This is a genomic window from Vreelandella mediterranea (assembly GCF_970647075.1).
This window is the reverse complement of the sequence record NZ_OZ310198.1, coordinates 3,173,065-3,189,710: the sequence shown is the minus strand read 5'-3', so window position 1 is coordinate 3,189,710 and position 16,646 is coordinate 3,173,065. Positions and strand designations below refer to the sequence as shown.

Here is a 16,646-nt window from a genome sequence, read left to right as displayed (position 1 = left end):
CGTTAGATTCACCAATACGCTCATGACGTCTCCCAGGCGGTGGGGGTGAAGCGGCGTAACCGACTGGCGTTGCCGACGACGGTCACGGAGGAGAGCGCCATCGCGGCCCCGGCGATGATCGGTGAGAGCAGCATGCCGGTCAGTGGGTAAAGCGCGCCGGCGGCGATAGGAATGCACAGCAGGTTGTAACCGAACGCGCCCGCCAGGTTCTGCTTGATGTTGGCAAGGGTGGCGCGGCTGAGTTCGATGGCGGTGGCGACACCGTGAAGCGAGCCGTGCATCAAGGTAACGCCGGCGCTTTCCATGGCGATATCCGTGCCGCCGCCGATGGCAAAGCCGACATCCGCCTGGGCCAGCGCCGGGGCGTCGTTGATGCCATCGCCAGCCATGCCCAGGATTTCACCCCGCGCCTGGCGGCGCTTGATTTCCTCGAGCTTGTCCTCGGGGGAAAGCCCGGCCATGAATTCATCGATACCTACCTCCCAGGCTACCGCCGCCGCCGTATGTCGGTTGTCGCCGGTCAGCATCACCACCGTCAATCCATCGCGTTTCAAACGGGCGATGCTGGCGGCGGCGTCCTGGCGAACCGGGTCGCTGATGGCGAACACACCGGCAAGCGCGCCGTTGACCGCGATATACACCGCCGACCGGGCGTTCTTTTCGAGCGCGGCGGTCATCTCGGCCGCCGCGTCCAGGCCAATACCGGCCTCCTCCAACAGCCGGGCGCTACCCAGCAGCAAACGGTCCCCCTGCTCGGTGGTACCGCGCACCCCTGCGCCGGTGTCGCTTGCAAACGACTCGAGCGCTACGACCTCCGTCGTTTGGGTCCTGGCGTAGGCGCAAAGCGCGTTGGCCAGCGGATGCTGCGAACGCTGCTCCAGGGCGTTCACCGCGCCCAGTAGCCAGGCGCAATCGGAATGAAAAATAGCCGCCTCGAGCACGCGGGGCTTGCCCTCGGTCAGCGTGCCGGTTTTGTCGACCACCAGGGTGGTGAGCCGGCAGGAGCGCTGCAGCGCTTCGCCGTCGCGAATCAGTACCCCGTGCTCAGCGGCCTTGCCCACGCCGATCATGGTGGAAAGCGGCGTGGCGAGGCCCAGTGCGCAGGGGCAGGCGATGATCAGCACCGTGGTCGCCGTTACCAGCATGTAAAGCGTCGGTGGCGCCGGGCCCAGGTTGAACCATATAAGCGCGGTGAGCACGGCCAGAATCATCACGGCGGGTACGAAGACGCCGGAGATTCGGTCGGCCAACTTGCCAATCGGTGGGCGCGCGTTTTGCGCGTGGGCGACCTGCTCGGTAATACGTCCAAGGCGAGTGTCCCGGCCGGTGTGGGTGGCGCGATACAAAAGACTACCCTCGCCGTTGACCGTGCCGGCGGCAAGCGCCGCCTGAGCGGCTTTATACACCGGCGCGGGCTCACCGGTGAGCATCGATTCATCCACATGGCTTTGCCCGTCGAGCACCACGCCGTCTACGGCCAGCCGTTCGCCTGGGCGTACGCGCAGGGTGTCGCCGGGCACCACGTCATCGACATTCACTTCGAAGGTATCGCCATTGCGCTCGAGACGCGCGGTCGTGCCCTGCAGATCCAAAAGCTGGCCGAGCGTTTGGCGGGTACGGCCCCGGGCGCGAAGCTCCAGGGCGTTACCCAGCAAAATGAGCCCGACCACCATGGCCGAAGCCTCGAAGTAAATACCCCGGGCGGCCTCGGGCAGCCAAGGGGCGAAGAGCACCACGGCCATCGAGTAGAGCCAGGCCGCGCCGGTGCCCAGGGCGACCAGCGTATCCATGCTGGCTTGGCGGTGGGTCAGCTGTCGCCAGGCGTTGGTGAAAAAGTGCCGCCCGGGAAACGCCAAAATAGCCAGCGTTAGCAGACCGATCACCAGCCAGAAGATGCGGCCCATACCCTGCGGGGCGGGGTGATAAACCAGCATGGCCAGCATCAACGGCAGCGCCAGGGCCAGCGACAAAACCCCGCCGCGCAGGCGCGCTTGGTAGGTGGCTTCTTCCTGGTCGCGGCGGCGCTGCTCGGCTTGTTTGAAATCGATGATTGGCTCGGCGACGTAGCCGCTCGCCGCCACTGCCTCGCACACCGCCTCGTTCGATACTTCGCCGCTCACCTCGGCGGTTTGGGTGGCGAAGTTGACCGTGGCGTGTTCGACCCCGGGGAGCTGGCCGAGCGCGCGGTCCACGCTTTTAACGCAGCCGGCGCAGTTCATGCCGCGAATTAAAAAGCGCTGGGGGCGCTTATCAAACGATGCGCCAACGCAGGTATATGATTTCATGAGCGGGAATCCGGGAAACTCTCGATGAGTCGGCAGATACTGTGGCCGGTGGGCGTGGCGTCTGGCATGGCCTGCCAACTTTCCAGCGCCTGCTCCATGCGCGCTGCCAACGCTTCGAGCTCTTCGATGCGCGCGCGTATCTGGGGCAGGCGGCTGGCCAGCAGGTCACGCACCAGCGGGCAGGGGGAATCGCCCTGGTCGGCGTGGGCCAGGATGTCGCGGATTTCGGCGAGGCTAAAGCCCAGCGTCCGCGAGCGCTGAATGAAGGCGAGCCGTTCCAGGTCGTCGCTGGAAAAGAGCTGGTAGCCGTTGTCCGGGTGGCGCGCCGGGTGCAAAAGCCCTTCGCGGCTGTAGTGGCGTACCGTTTCGGCGCTGACCCCCGCGCGCCTGGCAAGCTCACTGACTTTCATGAGGGCCGCGGTTTGTGAAGGACTTGCTTGTGAGGGGCTTGCTTGGGAGGCGCTTGGCTGCATGGTCGCATTACCGTTGTCGACGTTCACGCTCAGTGTAAAACCTGTGGGTGGCCCATAGGTCAAGCAATCCAGAAAAACTCGGTAAAGTTAACTAAAACACCGATTTAAAACGCTCGTAAGACTAATGGATAAACCCCAAAAGAAATAAAACGACCGTTTGCCCCTTGAACCTGCGCCGACATTGGGCGAAAACTAGCGCTGGGGCGAATAATAACGCGGGCGGGGCGTACCTCGCCGGATCATTGGGAAATGAGGCTCACTATGCATAATAACGTTAAAAAACTGGCGATGGTGTCCGCTGTGGCTGCGGCGACCTTTGCAAGCCAGGCCAACGCTGGCGGCTATCAAATCAACGAACAGAGCGTCAGCGGGCAGGGTTACGGCCATGCCGGGCGTAGCTCCAACATACACGATGCGACCATCGTGTACGGTAACCCGGCGGGGATGTCGTTTTTGGACCGCGCGCAGTTCACCGCGGGTGCCACCTACTTGAATCCTAAAACCAAAATTCGTAACGTCCAGGCCAACCGCACGTTGGATTCCGGCGTTGCGACCGGCGGTTTGCCCAACGGTAATCAGATTCCCGTCGGCAGCATCGGGGGCACTAACGAAGGCGATATGGTGCCGGGTACGCTCGTCCCCTTCGCGTTCTACGCGCATCCGGTGAACGAGCAGCTAGCGTTCGGCTTCGGCGTTTACGCCCCGTTTGGCTCTAAAACCGACTATGAAGGCTCCTTTCAGGGCCGCTACTTCGGCGACTACACCGAAGTGACCGTGGTCTCGGCACAGCCGACGGTGTCCTACCGCTTCAACGACCAGTGGTCAGTGGGTGCGGGCGTGTCCTACAACTCGGTCGACGGCGAGCTGCGCCGCCAAATTCCCTCGGGCACCGGGTTTAACGCCGCCACCGACGTCGACTCCCGCGTAGACGGCGACGACGAAGCCTGGGGTTACAACCTGGGGGTGATCTACCAGCCGGTACCGGAAACCACCCTAGGTCTGACCTACCGCTCCAAAGTGGATTACACCCTCGATGGCAACTTCTCCGCCACCGACCCGCTGGGTAACGTCGTGCGCGCGGACAACGCGTCGCTGGATCTGACCACGCCGGAGACGGTCAATTTCTCGGTCACCCAGCAAATGAGCGACCGGTTCAAGCTGATGTTCGGTACCTCCTGGGTGCGCTGGAGTCAGTTCGACGAGATCCGCGTGACCGGCACCGATGGCGGTACCATCACCCAGGAGACCCAGAACTACTCCAACGCCTGGGCCTTTGCCACCGGCGGCGAGTACCAGCTGACACCGGCCCTTGCGCTGCGCGCCGGCTTTACGCTCGACTTCACGCCTACCAACGACGCGCACCGCAGCGTGCGGATTCCCTCCGACGACCGGCGCATCTTCTCGCTGGGCGCGGGCTGGTCGCCGACGCCGGATCTCACCCTGGATGTCGCCTACTCCTACCTGACCGAGCGCAGTACCTCGGTGGACCAGGAGCGCCAGGATCTATTGGCAAGCCCGGCGACCGGCGGTGTACCGGTGGGTGGGGCGACCTACACGGCGGACTACAAAAACGAAGCTCACGGTATCGGCGCCCAGCTGACCTACCGTTTCTAAGCCTTGGGCGAGGGACATCCACCGAAATCCGGTAAACCCGTGATCGGGTGAGGGACAAAGCGCTGGCCATGTTGCCAGCGCTTTTGGTTTTATGGGGCGAAGGCCATACCCTCGAGGTTGGCCAACTTCCCCATCTGACCGGAGGTTTTTCATGTCCCGCGCGTTGGTGAAAGAAGATTTCCCCGTTTCGAACGCCAGGCATTTTCTCGAGCCTGGCCCGATCGTACTGGTTTCCTCCCGCTGGCAGCAGCAGAGCAACATCATGACCCTGGGGTGGCATATGGTCATGTCCTTTTCCCCTTCGCTGGTGGGCTGCGTGATCGCCGCCGGCAATCATACCCACGAAATGGTGCGCGAAAGCGGCGAGTGCGTGATCAATATTCCGTCGGCGGCACTCATCGACACGGTGGTGGGGGTCGGCAACTGCTCCGGCAGCGAGGTCGACAAGTTTGCAGCATTTGAGCTCACGCCCGGTTCGGCCTCGAAGGTCGGTGCGCCGTTGATCGACGAGTGTTACGCCTCTTTCGAGTGCCGTTTGCACGACGAGGCCATGATCGACGGATACGACCTGTTCATTTTCGAGATCGTCAAAGCTCATGCCGCCCCCGGGGCGGACGAACAAGCGTCGCTGCACTATCAGGGCATGGGGGCGTTCATGGTGTCGGGCACCACTCTCGATCGCTCGGAGTTGTTCAAACCCTCGATGCTCGTCTGAGCAAAAACCGATGGGCGAGCAGGCGCCTGCTCGCCACCGCTTGCGCCTCGAGGGGCGGGCCTCGATACTGAATGAATGACTTTTAGCGGGTTTCACGTCTTGGATCTCAGGAGCGTTGCATGGTGGAAGATGATGTCGTAGCGGCAAGCCGCGAACCGCAAGCCGGCCCTTTGGCGTTGGTGGCTGGAGAGCGCGCGGCGCAGAGTGCGCTGATCGTCGTGGATGTTCAGCCGGATTTTCTGCCCGGCGGGGCGCTTGCCTGCGCCGAGGGGGATGCCATTTTGCCCGGCATCGAGGCGTTGCTGGCAAAGCGCGCCTTTGGCCACGTGGTCGCCACCCAGGACTGGCACCCGCCGACGCATATCTCCTTCGCCTCCCAGCACCCGCCCCATCAGCCTTTCGAGGCCATCGAACGCTTCGGTCATCAGCAAACCTTGTGGCCGGATCACTGTATTCAGAGAAGCGAAGGCGCGGCGCTACATCCCGCGATCGACTGGACGCCTTGCGACGCCATCATCCGTAAAGGCACCGACCCACAGATCGACTCCTACAGCGCGTTTCGCAACAACCAGGGCCCGGACGGCCAGCGCCCGGCCACGGGGCTTGCGGGCTGGCTTCGCGATCGCGGGGTGAGTGATGTCTATCTCTGCGGGCTGGCGCGGGACGTTTGCGTTCTGTGGAGCGCCGAGGACGCGGTGGCCGCGGGGTTTCGCACCCACTTTCTCTGGTCGCTGACGCGTCCGGTTACCTTCCAGACCGATGCCGCGACGCGAGAACGCCTGGAAGAACTCGGGGTCATCGTCGTCGACTCGTGATGATGGCGTCGCTCTGAAGGGGCGGGCGGTGGTTTTAGCGCGGTGGATGCGGGAAGCGTGGGCTTTCGTTACAATGCGTTCCAACGATTTTGCCGCTTCGGGGGCTTGCGCAGGCGTTTATCGGCCAGTGCTAAGGCCGCCCGGTGGCGTTTGCCTTTTTTCGAATCCTCAACAAGGTCAGGCCACTCATGTTGGAAACCAACCCGCTACACACCCAGATCAAGGACTTGTCTGAGCGGACAGACGTTCTTAGGGGGTATCTTTGACTATGCCGAGAAGAAAGATCGGCTAGAAGAAGTCTCCCGCGAGCTCGAAGACCCGAACGTCTGGAGCGATCCGGACTACGCCCAGAAGCTGGGCAAAGAGCGCGCCACTTTAGAGACGATCGTGGCGACCATCGACGAGCTGGACCAGGGCCTGGGCGATAGCCGCGACCTGTTGGAACTGGCCGAGATGGAAGACGACGAAGCCACCGTCGAGGAAGTTCATAAAGAGCTCGACAGCATGCAGGCTTCGCTCGAGAAACTCGAGTTTCGCCGGATGTTCTCCGGCGAAATGGACGAGAACAACGCCTATCTCGACATTCAGTCCGGCTCCGGCGGCACCGAAGCCCAGGACTGGGCGAACATTTTGCTGCGTATGTACCTGCGCTGGGCCGAACACCACGGCTTCAAGGCGGATATCATCGAAGCCTCCGCCGGCGAAGTAGCGGGCATCAAGTCCGCCTCGCTGCATATCCAGGGCGACCACGCTTTTGGCTGGCTACGCACCGAAACCGGGGTTCACCGGCTGGTGCGCAAAAGCCCCTTCGATTCCGGCGGGCGTCGTCACACCTCGTTCGCCTCGGTGTTTTTGTCACCGGAGATCGACGACACCTTCGAGGTGGAGATCAACCCCTCGGATTTGCGCGTGGATACCTACCGCTCCAGCGGCGCCGGCGGTCAGCACGTCAACACCACCGACTCGGCGGTGCGGATCACCCACGAGCCGACGGGTATCGTCGTGGCCTGCCAGAGCCAGCGCAGCCAGCACGCCAACCGCGACTTCGCCATGAAGCAGCTCAAGGCGCGCATCTGGGAACACGAGATGCAAAAGCGCAACGCCGCCAAGCAGGAAGCCGAGGACTCCAAGGCCGATATCGGCTGGGGCAGCCAGATCCGCTCCTACGTACTCGATGACCAGCGTATCAAGGATCTGCGCACCGGCGTGCAGTCAAGCAACTGCGACAAGGTGCTGGACGGCGACCTGGATCAATTTATCATCGCAAGCCTCAAGCAGGGCTTGTAATCTTTTTGCGGGGTCAGGCCGTGTTTGGTGCATGACCCGCCTGGAACATACATAGGGTGCTGGATGGCTAACCAAGACGCGTCTTCTCTGGACAACGAAAACCACCTGATCGCCGAGCGCCGCGCCAAGCTTTCCGCACGGCGCGAGACCGCTGCCGCCCAGGGTAAAAGCGCTTTCCCCAACGGTTTCCGCCGCGACAGCCTCACCGTCGAGCTCGAGAATCTGCTCGGCGACAAGGAAAAGGCCGAGCTCGAAGCGCTTGACCACCAGGCGTCGGTCGCCGGGCGCATCATGCGCAAGCGCGGCCCGTTTATCGTCATCCAGGACGTGGCGGGCCAAATCCAGCTCTACGTGGATAAAAAGGGCCTGCCCGCCGAGCTTTTGGAAGAGATCAAGAGCTGGGATATCGGCGATATCGTCGCCGCCAGTGGCCCGGTGCACAAGTCCGGCAAGGGCGATCTCTACGTGATGATGAAGGAGGCCGAGCTTCTGACCAAGAGCCTGCGCCCGCTGCCGGACAAGTTCCACGGCCTGACCGATCAGGAGGCGCGCTACCGCCAGCGCTACGTCGACCTGATCATGAACCCGGCGTCGCGCAAGGCGTTCGAGACGCGCGCCGCGGTGATCAGTTCGATGCGCCGGTTCTTCGAGGGCCAGGGGTTCATGGAGGTCGAGACCCCCATGCTTCAGCCTATCCCAGGCGGGGCGACGGCGCGGCCGTTCATCACCTATCACAATGCGCTGGATATGGACATGTACCTGCGCATCGCCCCGGAGCTCTACCTCAAGCGCCTGGTGGTGGGCGGCTTCGAGAAGGTCTTCGAGATCAACCGCAATTTCCGTAACGAAGGCCTCTCGACCCGGCACAATCCCGAATTCACCATGGTCGAGTTCTACTGGGCCTACGCCGATTACAATGACCTGATGGACATGACCGAGGCGATGCTGCGCTCGATCGCCGAGCAGGTGCTGGGCACCACGCTCCTTTCCTACCAGGGCGAAGAGTACGATTTCGGCCAGCCGTTTCGCCGCTTGTCCCTCAAGGATTCGATCCTCGAGTATGGCGATAACATCACTGAAGCCGAGCTCGATTCGCTGGAAAGCGCCCGGGCCGTGGCCGAGCGTGTTGGCATCAAGGTGAAGCCGAGCTGGGGACTGGGCAAAGTCCAGACCGAGATTTTCGAAGAGGTCGCCGAGCCGAAACTCGACCAGCCCACCTTCATTACGATGTACCCGGCGGAGGTCAGCCCGTTGGCGCGGCGAAGCGACGCGGATCCCTTCGTCACCGACCGCTTCGAGTTTTTCGTCGGCGGGCGCGAGATCGCCAACGGCTTCTCGGAGCTCAACGACGCCGAAGACCAGGCCGAGCGCTTTCGCGAGCAGGCCGCCGAGAAAGACGCCGGCGACCTGGAAGCGATGTACTATGACGCCGACTACGTGCGCGCGCTCGAGTACGGCATGCCGCCCACGGCGGGGGAGGGCATCGGTATCGACCGTTTGGTGATGCTGTTTACCGACAGCGCCTCGATTCGCGACGTGCTCTTGTTCCCGGCCATGCGCCCGGAAGTGGAATAAAACATTGGCGAAAAAGCCATTAACGCCAATGCGCTAGTAAAAGTTGGTAAGGGGGCGCTATAGCGCCCATAATGGTCAACGTTTCGACGGCGAGGAGAATCCCATGAAACTGCTTAACCGCTCCGCTCTGAGCGTCAGGCCGACCCAGCCCTTTGTCGACTGGATCAATGCGCTGGAACCCACCATGGGAGACGACGACCTGACCCTGGACGACGTCGAACGTGAAAGTACCATCTACCTCATTCCCGAAATGGATACCCCTGAAGCACTCGAGACCTTCGTGCGCGAGCGCTTCAGCGATATCCTGGAAACCGAGCTAAGCGCCTGGGAAGAGGACGAAAGCCAGTGGCCCAAGCCGCTGGACTGGACACTTTTCCAATCGTTTCTCCACGTCGAGCACAGCTACCTGGCCGTCGATTTGGATGATGAAACGGCGCTGGAAATTTCCGACGTCGAGGACGCGCTCTCCCTCGAGACCGACGCGCCCTAGCGCCTGGATCGACTCAGCGCTGCACGACAAAACCGGCTCCGGCCGGTTTTGTCGTTGTAATGGCCTTTAACCGTAGCGCTCTTGAGAGGAACGCCCGCCCCATGCGACTGTTTGAAACCCGCCCCAGTGATGACGGCCTGCCCGGTCGCGAACGCGCGCTTGCGCTGTTGGCGCTGATGACCGGCACCACCATGGCGGTGATGGACACCACCATGATCAACCTGGCGCTGCCCACCATCGCCCAGGACCTGGGCGCCTCGGCCTCGCGCTCGGTATGGATCACCAATATCTTCCAGGTGGTGTGCGCGGCGTTTTTGCTGGTGTTTGCAGCGCTGAGCGAGCTGATTACCCGGCGGCGGCTCTACCTGTTGGGCCTGGCGACGTTCGTGGCGGCGTCGATTGGTGCGGCGCTGTCACGAAGCCTTGAAACGCTGCTGGTGTTTCGCGCGCTGCAGGGCCTCGGCGCGGCGGCGACACTCTCCATCGGGCCCTCGCTCTACCGGGTCATCTTTCCCACACGACTGTTAGGCAGCGCGCTGGGGCTGAGCGCGCTGGTGGTCGCCGGGGGCTACTCCGCTGGGCCCACGCTTAGCGGGGTGATTCTCTCCTTCGCCAACTGGCCGTGGCTTTTTGCACTTAATATGCCGCTGGGTCTCTGCTCGCTCTGGTTCGCCGCCCGCGCTTTGCCTCGTGAAACGCCGCGCCAAGGAAGCTTCGACGTGTGGGGGGCGCTCTGCTCGATGGCTATGCTGGCGAGCTTTTTTCTCGCCATGGACGCGCTTGGCCACGCAGCCCTGGTGCAGGGGCTTTCGTGGGCGCTTTTATGTCTGACCACCGCTGCGCTGTTCATAAGGCGCCAGCGCCGGGCGCGCTACCCATTGCTTCCACTGGTGCTGTTTGGCGAGATGCGCTTCACCCTGGCGGTGTCCGCCTCGGGGCTTGCCTTCATCGGCCAGGGGCTGACCTTCGTCGCATTGTCGATTTTCTATCAGGATCAGATGGGCTTCACGCCACTGCAAACCGCTTGGCTCTTCACGCCCTGGCCGCTGACCATCATGGTGGTGGGCCCGCTTGCCGGACGGCTAGCGGATAAGCTCAACCCCAGCGTGATTTCGAGTATCGGGCTTTTGTTCTTGATTGCAGGGCTGGTGGCGCTGGCGCTGGTGGATGAAACCACGGGCATTGCGGGAAGCCTTTGGCGCACGGCACTTTGCGGGATCGGCTTCGGGCTTTTTCAACCGCCCAACAACCGCGAAATGATGGCAAGCCTGCCGGCAGAGCGAAGCGCCAACGTCTCCGGGGTGATGAGTACGGTGCGCACCGTTGGCCAGTCGTTTGGTGTGGCGGTGGTCGGGGCGGCGCTGGCACTGGGCCTTTCGGTGCAGGCCACGCTCTGGTTCAGCGCGCTGACCACCTGCCTTGCGCTCGCGGTCAGCCTCGGCCGGGTCTCGCTTGCCCGCCGCGCACTCGTTGAACGGCGGGCATCGTCGCCGCCCCGCTAAGGGCGTACAATAAAAGCGTTTATCCACCCAGGAGGCCGGTCATGACGTTGCAGACACAAATCGAAGAGAAATTAACGGCGCTTTCGCCCGACGTGCTGCGCGTAGAGAACGAAAGCCACATGCACAACGTGCCCGCCAATTCCGAGACCCACTTCAAAGTGACGCTGGTCTCCGAGAGCTTCGAGGCCATGATGCCGGTCAAGCGTCACCAGCAGATTTACGCGCTGCTGGCCGACGAGCTGGGCGGGCCGGTTCACGCCCTGGCGCTGCACCTTTATACCCCCCAGGAGTGGGCCGCCCGCGGCAGCGAACGGCCTAATTCCCCGGACTGTCGCGGCGGCGGGCAGTGACTCCGGAAGCCAGCCGACGCCACTATCTGGACGCCATGGGCATCACGGCCTGGGCGTGCCGGTACCAGCTGCCCAATGCCCTACCCACCGAGGCCTGCGAATGGGAGGCGCCCGCCGCGGCCGCCGAGCCGCGCCAGGCGCTGCACGCGCTGCTCGAAGAGCAAAGCGCTGCGCCGCCCAGGGCCCCGGCCAGCACTCAGGCGGTGCCCGAACCTGGCGCCAGCACCCCGCCCAAATCCGCCCGGGCGCTGCTGGGCGATATCGCCCCTCCCGAGCGAGCCGAGCCAGCGCCCGCCCCTGCCCCTGAAAAAGCGCCCGCCAGCACCCCGGTGGCGCACGCCGAGCCGGTGGTGTTTACCGTGACTTGCGTGTGCATCGATGGGCGCTTGCTGAGCCTGCACCCGGGCGCGCCTGGCCCCGGCGAGCAGCGACTGCTAGGCAACATGCTAAGCGCGGCAGGGCTGATCGACGGCGCGCTTCCTCAATTGATCACCTTCAACTGGCCGCCGGTGGCCAACGCCTTTGCCTCTGAAGACCCGATGGGCGAGGCACGGGAAGGCCTGGCTGCCTTTATCGAAGGCGCAGCCCGCCGTCAGGGCTGGCAGCTCGAACGGCTGCTCTGGTGGGCGAAGCCCGCCTTGGAGAGCGACGAACCAGGCGAAGGTGGCCACGCGCTAAGCCAGGTACTCGAGCTTCGTGAGCGTCAAAGCCATACGCTGGGCCTTCCTGTTTGGCAGGGGCCAGCGCTCGATACGCTCACGAGTGCGACGGCCAAGCGTGCGCTGTGGCCCGAACTTTTACGTCTTGCCCAGGGCGCGGCGGCGCGCCCCGCGTGATCGAGGCGCTGTCCGCTGCGCATCTCACCGACCTGGTCGGCCTGGAGGCCCAGACCCGCAGCGGGGCGAGCGAGCGCGCGCTCGAACAGGCGCTTACGGATTCGAGCATGGTCGTACTGGGCTTATGGCGCCAGCAGCGCCTGGTAGGCTACGCGCTCATCGCGCGGCTTCCCTTCGAGGCCGAGCTGCAGGCCATTGGCGTTTTGAGCGAGTATCGCGGTCAAGGCCTGGGGCGGGCGCTTTTGCAGGGGGTGTTCGACCAGGCGCGGGCGTGGCAAAGCGAGCGGGTGCTGCTCGAGGTGCGCGAGCACAACGTGGCGGCGGTCAAACTTTATGAAGCGGCGGGGTTTGGCGTGGACGGGCGGCGAAAAAACTACTACCCGGCCGCTAACGGGGCCGGGCGAGAGGATGCGCTGTTAATGTCAGCGCTAGACACGCAGCCTTAAACGGAACCCGAGGTATCGCTCGATTCGAATTTCGACAGCACGCCCTGTAGGCGGCGTTCCCACTCTTCGTGCTCTTGCTTGTACTCGGCGTTCTCCTTGCGAAGCTCTTCGTTTTCGAGCTTCATCAGCTCCAGCGCCTCGACGGCGTCGGTGACTTTCTGTTCCAGCTGGTTAAATAGTTCAAGGCTCATGCCTACCTCCAAAAAGCGGGGCAGAAGGGCCTGCCCACAGTAAATGACGCGTTGGGAGTGCGAGCGTAACGCCGTGCTGACTATTGGGCAAGCGCGGTGCGCCGGTAAAGCCGCGCGGTGCTCTCGCCGGCGGTGGTTTCCCGGTAAAGCTGCCAGTTGGCGGGCACCTGCGGGGTCAAGGCGCGCTCGGTTTCCAGGTAGATAGACGCCTCGGCGCTTAGCCAGCCGCCGTCTTCCAGCGCCTGACAGCACGGCCCGGCCAGGCCTTTTAGAAACGGTGGGTCGATGAACACGATATCGAACGGCGTGGAGGCGCCCGCTAGAAAACCGGTGGCATCCTGGCTTTTGACCTCGGCGTTGGTGGCGCCCAGGGTCGCCAGGTTCTGCTCGATCAGCGCGGCCACGCGGGTCTCACGCTCGACGAACACTGCTTGGGCGACCCCGCGCGAAAGCGCCTCGATCCCTAGCGCGCCGGAGCCTGCGAACACGTCCAGGGCGCGCTTGCCGGCAAGCTTTGGCCCCAGCCAGTTGAACAGCGTTTCGCGCACCCGATCGGGCGTTGGGCGAAGACCTGGGTGGTCGAGCACCGGAAGCTGGCGGCGGCGGTAATCACCGCCGATAATACGTAGCTTGCCGAGGGCTTTGGATGCGTCGCGAGGCGCAGAGGTTTTGCGTGAAGGGCGTTGTCGTTTCATATGGCCGATTGTAACGGGCCGATTATCCAAAGTCTTGGTTGGCGGTGGTAGGATGGTCACAATGTTCACCTTTTTAGTTGGATACCCCCATGTTCGGTTTCTTGAAACGTAAGAAAAAGCAGGATCCCCAAAAGCCCCAGGCGTCTCAAGAAGAGAGCGCCCTGGACCCGACCACGCAGGAGCCCGAAGTAGAACCCGAGCCCCAGCAGCCGGAAGTCGAGCCCGAGCCCCAAAAGCCCGAGGTGGAACCCGAACCCCAGGAACCGGAAGTCGAGCCCGAGCCGCAAAAGCCTGAGGTAGACCCCGAGCCCCAGGAGCCTGAGGTAGAGCCCGAGCCCCAGGAGCCGGAAGTCGACCCCGAGCCCCAGAAGCCCGAAGTAGAACCCGAGCCCAAAGAGCCGGAAGTCGATCCTGAACCTCAAAAGCCCGAGGTCGATCCTGAACCTCAAAAGCCGGAAGTCGAGCCGACGCCCCAGGAGCCCGAGGTCGAGCCTGAATCGCCACGTATCCCCGAGGTCGACCCACAGCCCGCCGGGCCCGAGGTAGAACCGCCCCCCGCCGAGCCACAGGGCGAACCGGTCCAGGCCGCGGCCCGGACCGCCACCCAGGAGAAGCCGGTGGCCGCGAAAGCGGAAAAGCAGGGTTTTTTCGCGCGTATCAAATCAGGGCTTGGCAAGACCCGGGCCAACCTGACCGACGGGCTGGCGGATCTGTTTCTGGGCAAAAAGCAGATCGATGACGAGCTTTTGGAAGATCTGGAAACCCAGCTGTTGATGGCCGACGTGGGGATCGAGGCGACCACCGCGATTATCGAACGCCTGCAAGCCCGGGTGTCGCGCAAGGAGCTCAAGGACCCGGCCGCGCTCTACAAAGGCTTGCAAGAAGAGCTTGGCAATATGCTCGAGCCCGTCGCCAAACCGCTCGATTTCACCAAAGAGGGTGATGGACCCTTCGTCATTTTGGTGGTCGGTGTGAACGGTGTGGGCAAGACCACCACCATCGGCAAGCTGACCCAGCGCTTTCAGCGCGAAGGCAAAAGCGTGATGCTTGCTGCCGGCGACACCTTCCGCGCCGCGGCGGTGGAACAGCTCAAGGTGTGGGGCGAGCGCAACAGCGTGCCGGTGATTGCCCAGCACACCGGCGCCGACAGCGCCTCGGTCATCTACGATGCGGTCAGCGCGGCGAAATCCCGCGGTGTGGACGTTTTGATTGCTGACACCGCCGGGCGGCTGCATAACAAAAGCCACCTGATGGAGGAGCTCAAAAAGGTCCACCGGGTGATGCAGAAAATCGATACCGCCGCGCCTCATGAGGTGATGCTGGTGCTCGACGCCGGCACCGGCCAAAACGCTATCTCCCAGGCCAGCACCTTCAACGAAGCCGTGCCGGTCAGCGGTATTACGCTGACCAAGCTTGACGGCACCGCCAAGGGCGGGATCATTTTCGCCCTGGCCAAGCAGCTCAATACCCCGATCCGCTTTATCGGCGTTGGCGAGAGCCTGGATGATCTGCGTCCTTTCGATGCCAACGACTTCGTCAATGCGCTGTTCGACCAGCCCGAGAGCCACGCCCGCGCATGATCGCGTTTGAACACGTGGGGAAACGCTACGGCGGGCGCTTCGAGGCGCTGGCGCATCTCAATTTTCGCGTGGGCCAGGGCGAGATGGTGTTTTTGACTGGCCACTCCGGGGCGGGTAAAAGCTCGCTTTTACGCTTGATCATGCGCCTGGAGCGGCCCAGCCGTGGGCGGGTGGTGGTGGCCGGCCACGATATCGCCAGACTTCACGCAAGCCAGGTGCCGTTTTACCGACGCCAGATCGGCGTGGTCTTTCAGGACCACCAGCTTCTATTCGATCGCAGCGTGTTTCGCAATGTTGCGTTGCCGCTGGAAATCCAGGGGCTCGAGCCGCGGGAATCCGCGCGCCGGGTGCGGGCCGCCCTCGATAAAGTGGGGCTTTTGCACCGCGAGAAAGCCCTCCCCGTGGAGCTCTCCGGCGGCGAACAGCAGCGGGTGGGCATTGCTCGGGCGGTGGTCAACAAGCCCGCGCTGCTGCTCGCCGACGAGCCGACCGGCAACCTGGACCCGCACCTGTCCGCGGATATCATGGGGCTGTTCGAAGACTTCAATCGCATCGGCACCACGGTCATGATCGCAAGCCACGACCTGGCGCTGATCGCCAGGCTACGCCACCGTATTCTGCGCCTGCGCGACGGTCGCCTGATTGCCGATGAGGGGGCAGTATGACGCGCCGGACTACGCCCCCCAGCGGCCCCGCTCGCCGCACCGGCGCGGTCAGCCGACCGGCCGCCGGGCACGCCAGTACTCCCCATAAGGCAGCCGCGCCGCGCCCGCCCAAGCCCCGCGCCACGGGCCCGGGGTTGGGCAGCCGGTTGCGCGCTTGGGGCCGCCACCACCGGGCCATGCTCGGTGACAGCCTTTATCGGCTGGTGCGCCACCCCTTGGGCAACGTACTCACGATGCTGGCTATCGCCATTGCGCTGGTGCTGCCCGCCGCGCTTTGGCTGACGCTGGATAGCGCGCGGCTGCTCGACGCCGAACTCGACGAAAGCGCCACGCTTACCGTTTACCTGCAAACCGAGGTGGACCCGGCTCAGGCTGCGCGTATCGACGAGGCGGTCAACGCCGAGCAGGGCGTGTTACAGACCCGGCTGATCAGCGCCGAGGAGGGGATGGCGGCGTTTCAGCGCTCGCTGGGCCTCGACGATACGCTGATGGGCCTCGAGGAGAACCCGCTGCCCGCAAGCATCGTGATCAACCCGCAAAGCGTCGAGCCGCTGGCCATGGAGCAGCTCGCCGGGCGCCTGGAAGGTTTGTCGGGGGTCGATGAAGTGCGTGTGGATTTGGCTTGGGTGGAGCGGCTTCGCCACCTGGCGGACCTGGGGCGGCGGGTGGCGCTGGCGCTGGCCGTGCTGTTCGGCTTTGGGGTTTTGCTGGTGGTGGGTAATACCATTCGCCTTTCCGTGGAAAGCCGTCGCCGGGAGATCGAGGTGGTCATGCTGATCGGCGCCACCCATGCTTTCGTGCGCCGGCCCTTCTTGTACAGCGGGGCCTGGTACGGCTTTGGTGGGGGCTTGATTGCGCTATTGTTGCTGGCGCTGGGTAACCACTGGCTCTCGATGCCGGTGGCGGCGCTGGCGGCAAGCTACGGGGCCAGCTTCACATTGCCGCAGTTGGACGTGACAGGCTCCACAATTTTGCTATCCTGCAGTACACTATTGGGCTGGCTGGGGGCATGGCTTGCCGTGTCGCGCCACCTATCCAGCATTCGCCCGCGCTAGGTTTTTCAGCGCGGGTGCGCGATCCGGCTCGAACCATGGTCCGGGTTATATGAACCTTATACATTGGTTGCT

At 63.5% G+C, this 16,646-nt stretch carries 17 protein-coding genes; 13 read left to right on the top strand and 4 right to left on the bottom strand.

What is annotated here, in order from left to right:
• Positions 1-20: 20 nt before the first annotated feature.
• Both ACWFVE_RS14715 and ACWFVE_RS14710 read right to left on the bottom strand, forming a co-directional pair.
• Positions 21-2,285: a heavy metal translocating P-type ATPase gene (locus ACWFVE_RS14715; RefSeq protein ID WP_447530014.1), complete on the bottom strand. Its 2,265-nt coding sequence runs from the start codon at positions 2,283-2,285 to the stop codon at positions 21-23.
• Positions 2,282-2,695 (bottom strand): MerR family transcriptional regulator, encoded by a 414-nt coding sequence (locus ACWFVE_RS14710; RefSeq protein WP_447530548.1) that lies wholly within the window; start codon positions 2,693-2,695, stop codon positions 2,282-2,284. Before ACWFVE_RS14710 ends, ACWFVE_RS14715 begins: the two co-directional genes overlap by 4 nt.
• 324 nt (positions 2,696-3,019) lie before the next feature.
• On the opposite strand from ACWFVE_RS14710, the gene ACWFVE_RS14705 reads away from it, so the two are divergent.
• From ACWFVE_RS14705 to rimI, 10 genes are all read left to right on the top strand, one after another.
• The gene (locus ACWFVE_RS14705; RefSeq protein ID WP_447530013.1) at positions 3,020-4,372 is read left to right on the top strand and encodes an OmpP1/FadL family transporter; all 1,353 of its coding nucleotides are present in this window, start codon (positions 3,020-3,022) and stop codon (positions 4,370-4,372) included.
• A 151-nt stretch (positions 4,373-4,523) separates the two neighbouring features.
• The gene (locus ACWFVE_RS14700) at positions 4,524-5,087 is read left to right on the top strand and encodes a flavin reductase family protein (protein WP_447530012.1); all 564 of its coding nucleotides are present in this window, start codon (positions 4,524-4,526) and stop codon (positions 5,085-5,087) included.
• A 119-nt stretch (positions 5,088-5,206) separates the two neighbouring features.
• Positions 5,207-5,902 carry a nicotinamidase gene (locus ACWFVE_RS14695; RefSeq protein WP_447530011.1) on the top strand — a complete coding sequence of 232 codons (696 nt, stop codon included), beginning with the start codon at positions 5,207-5,209 and terminating at the stop codon, positions 5,900-5,902.
• 188 nt (positions 5,903-6,090) lie between these two features.
• Positions 6,091-7,189, top strand: a protein-coding gene (prfB, locus tag ACWFVE_RS14690) for a peptide chain release factor 2 (RefSeq protein ID WP_447530010.1) whose coding sequence is annotated in 2 segments (ribosomal slippage) — positions 6,091-6,165 and positions 6,167-7,189 — 1,098 coding nt in all. Because the reading frame shifts where the segments join, the coding sequence is not laid out codon by codon here.
• Positions 7,190-7,252: 63 nt separating this feature from the next.
• A complete protein-coding gene (gene lysS / locus ACWFVE_RS14685) occupies positions 7,253-8,764 on the top strand; it encodes a lysine--tRNA ligase (protein WP_447530009.1) in 1,512 nt (503 codons plus the stop codon).
• Between the two features lie 103 nt (positions 8,765-8,867).
• Complete coding sequence (locus tag ACWFVE_RS14680; protein WP_447530008.1) at positions 8,868-9,254, top strand: hypothetical protein; 387 nt, start codon at positions 8,868-8,870, stop codon at positions 9,252-9,254.
• Positions 9,255-9,355: 101 nt separating this feature from the next.
• A complete protein-coding gene (locus ACWFVE_RS14675; protein ID WP_447530007.1) occupies positions 9,356-10,756 on the top strand; it encodes an MFS transporter in 1,401 nt (466 codons plus the stop codon).
• A 41-nt stretch (positions 10,757-10,797) separates the two neighbouring features.
• Positions 10,798-11,106: a BolA family protein gene (locus tag ACWFVE_RS14670; protein WP_447530006.1), complete on the top strand. Its 309-nt coding sequence runs from the start codon at positions 10,798-10,800 to the stop codon at positions 11,104-11,106.
• Entirely contained in the window at positions 11,103-11,942 is an 840-nt protein-coding gene (locus ACWFVE_RS14665) for a hypothetical protein (protein WP_447530005.1), read from the top strand. Before ACWFVE_RS14670 ends, ACWFVE_RS14665 begins: the two co-directional genes overlap by 4 nt.
• Positions 11,939-12,388 carry a ribosomal protein S18-alanine N-acetyltransferase gene (rimI, locus tag ACWFVE_RS14660; RefSeq protein ID WP_447530004.1) on the top strand — a complete coding sequence of 150 codons (450 nt, stop codon included), beginning with the start codon at positions 11,939-11,941 and terminating at the stop codon, positions 12,386-12,388. Before ACWFVE_RS14665 ends, rimI begins: the two co-directional genes overlap by 4 nt.
• Here the strand turns inward: rimI and ACWFVE_RS14655 are convergent.
• Both ACWFVE_RS14655 and rsmD read right to left on the bottom strand, forming a co-directional pair.
• Positions 12,385-12,579 carry a cell division protein ZapB gene (locus ACWFVE_RS14655; RefSeq protein WP_447530003.1) on the bottom strand — a complete coding sequence of 65 codons (195 nt, stop codon included), beginning with the start codon at positions 12,577-12,579 and terminating at the stop codon, positions 12,385-12,387. The two genes, rimI and ACWFVE_RS14655, sit on opposite strands and share 4 nt — an antisense overlap.
• An 80-nt stretch (positions 12,580-12,659) precedes the next feature.
• Complete coding sequence (gene rsmD / locus ACWFVE_RS14650; protein WP_447530002.1) at positions 12,660-13,274, bottom strand: 16S rRNA (guanine(966)-N(2))-methyltransferase RsmD; 615 nt, start codon at positions 13,272-13,274, stop codon at positions 12,660-12,662.
• A gap of 89 nt (positions 13,275-13,363) precedes the next feature.
• Here rsmD and ftsY point away from each other — a divergent pair, with 89 nt between their 5' ends.
• Genes ftsY through ftsX form a run of 3 tightly spaced genes read left to right on the top strand, consistent with a single transcriptional unit; the run spans position 13,364 to position 16,574 of the window.
• Positions 13,364-14,854 carry a signal recognition particle-docking protein FtsY gene (gene ftsY, locus ACWFVE_RS14645; RefSeq protein WP_447530001.1) on the top strand — a complete coding sequence of 497 codons (1,491 nt, stop codon included), beginning with the start codon at positions 13,364-13,366 and terminating at the stop codon, positions 14,852-14,854.
• On the top strand, positions 14,851-15,519 hold the full coding sequence (ftsE, locus tag ACWFVE_RS14640; protein WP_447530000.1) for a cell division ATP-binding protein FtsE: 669 nt from the start codon (positions 14,851-14,853) through the stop codon (positions 15,517-15,519). Before ftsY ends, ftsE begins: the two co-directional genes overlap by 4 nt.
• Complete coding sequence (gene ftsX / locus ACWFVE_RS14635) at positions 15,516-16,574, top strand: permease-like cell division protein FtsX (RefSeq protein WP_447529999.1); 1,059 nt, start codon at positions 15,516-15,518, stop codon at positions 16,572-16,574. Before ftsE ends, ftsX begins: the two co-directional genes overlap by 4 nt.
• Positions 16,575-16,646: the final 72 nt, after the last annotated feature.

Excerpts from the sequence above, each read along its gene's own strand:
- ACWFVE_RS14715 (WP_447530014.1), bottom strand. The coding sequence starts at position 2,285 with ATGAAATCATATACCTGCGTTGGCGCATCGTTTGATAAGCGCCCCCAG.
- ACWFVE_RS14710 (WP_447530548.1), bottom strand. The coding sequence starts at position 2,695 with ATGAAAGTCAGTGAGCTTGCCAGGCGCGCGGGGGTCAGCGCCGAAACG.
- ACWFVE_RS14705 (WP_447530013.1), top strand. The coding sequence starts at position 3,020 with ATGCATAATAACGTTAAAAAACTGGCGATGGTGTCCGCTGTGGCTGCG.
- ACWFVE_RS14700 (WP_447530012.1), top strand. The coding sequence starts at position 4,524 with ATGTCCCGCGCGTTGGTGAAAGAAGATTTCCCCGTTTCGAACGCCAGG.
- ACWFVE_RS14695 (WP_447530011.1), top strand. The coding sequence starts at position 5,207 with ATGGTGGAAGATGATGTCGTAGCGGCAAGCCGCGAACCGCAAGCCGGC.
- lysS (WP_447530009.1), top strand. The coding sequence starts at position 7,253 with ATGGCTAACCAAGACGCGTCTTCTCTGGACAACGAAAACCACCTGATC.
- ACWFVE_RS14680 (WP_447530008.1), top strand. The coding sequence starts at position 8,868 with ATGAAACTGCTTAACCGCTCCGCTCTGAGCGTCAGGCCGACCCAGCCC.
- ACWFVE_RS14675 (WP_447530007.1), top strand. The coding sequence starts at position 9,356 with ATGCGACTGTTTGAAACCCGCCCCAGTGATGACGGCCTGCCCGGTCGC.
- ACWFVE_RS14670 (WP_447530006.1), top strand. The coding sequence starts at position 10,798 with ATGACGTTGCAGACACAAATCGAAGAGAAATTAACGGCGCTTTCGCCC.
- ACWFVE_RS14655 (WP_447530003.1), bottom strand. The coding sequence starts at position 12,579 with ATGAGCCTTGAACTATTTAACCAGCTGGAACAGAAAGTCACCGACGCC.
- rsmD (WP_447530002.1), bottom strand. The coding sequence starts at position 13,274 with ATGAAACGACAACGCCCTTCACGCAAAACCTCTGCGCCTCGCGACGCA.
- ftsY (WP_447530001.1), top strand. The coding sequence starts at position 13,364 with ATGTTCGGTTTCTTGAAACGTAAGAAAAAGCAGGATCCCCAAAAGCCC.
- ftsE (WP_447530000.1), top strand. The coding sequence starts at position 14,851 with ATGATCGCGTTTGAACACGTGGGGAAACGCTACGGCGGGCGCTTCGAG.
- ftsX (WP_447529999.1), top strand. The coding sequence starts at position 15,516 with ATGACGCGCCGGACTACGCCCCCCAGCGGCCCCGCTCGCCGCACCGGC.